At 57.4% G+C, this 929-nt stretch carries 1 pseudogene; it reads right to left on the reverse strand.

Annotated features, from left to right (window positions below):
- Positions 1-929, reverse strand: a pseudogene (locus tag QUB06_RS33650) (hypothetical protein); the annotation flags it as partial.

Consider the following 929-nt stretch of genomic DNA (forward strand, 5'->3'; position numbering starts at 1 on the left):
GTTGGTGGTGTTGGTGTTGGCGGTGTTGGTGGTGTTGGTGTTGGCGGTGTTGGTGGTGTTGGTGTTGGCGGTGTTGGCGGTGTTGGTGTTGGTTCGTTCAGGGGAATGGCAGAGACAGTAGCGCTGGCGGGGCTGGTAGCGCCCTGGTTGTCTGTAGCGCTGTAGGTGAAATTTGCTGTTGTAAAGTTGCCTGTCGATTGGAAAAATAATTGGTTAATGTCAGCAGGTGTCAGAATTTCACCGGCGGTGACAATCCGGCCGCCGGTTTCGGGATTGCCTAAAAATATCAGCCCTTCATTTGCGGGTGGGACGGTGTTGATGGTGAAGGATGCGATCGACCCGTCTGGATCTGTGCCGCCTAGTCCTGCGATCGCCACAGCGCTGCTGGGGCCGATCTCAAGGTTGACGTTGTTAGCTAGGGGCGGTTGGTTTGGCACCGGCAGCAGCGCCGATACAGTAGCGCTGGCGGGGCTGGTGGCCCCCTGGTTGTCTGTAGCGCTGTAGGTGAAATTTGCTGTTGTAAAGTTGCCTGTCGATTGGAAAAATAATTGGTTAATGTCAGCAGGTGTCAGAATTTCACCGGCGGTGACAATCCGGCCGCCAGCATCGGGATTGCCTAAAAATATCAGCCCTTCATTTGCTGGTGGGACGGTGTTGATGGTGAAGGATGCGATCGAACCGTCGGGGTCGCTTCCTCCGAGTCCTGCGATCGCCACAGTGCTGCTGGGGGCGATTTCGAGGTTGACGTTGCTAGCTATCGGCCGTAGGTTGGCGGGAGTCGGAGTCGGAGTCGGTGGGAGTGGGGGAGTCGGAGTCGGTGGGAGTGGGGGAGTCGGAGTCGGGGCAGCGGTGATAGTGGTGGTGACTCTTGCTTCGGGGCTGCTGCCGTTGTTGTTGGCAGGATTGGGGTCTGGGGTATTTGAGGTGCT

Source organism: Microcoleus sp. D2_18a_D3, assembly GCF_036702455.1.
Taxonomy (GTDB): Bacteria; Cyanobacteriota; Cyanobacteriia; order Cyanobacteriales; family Microcoleaceae; genus Microcoleus.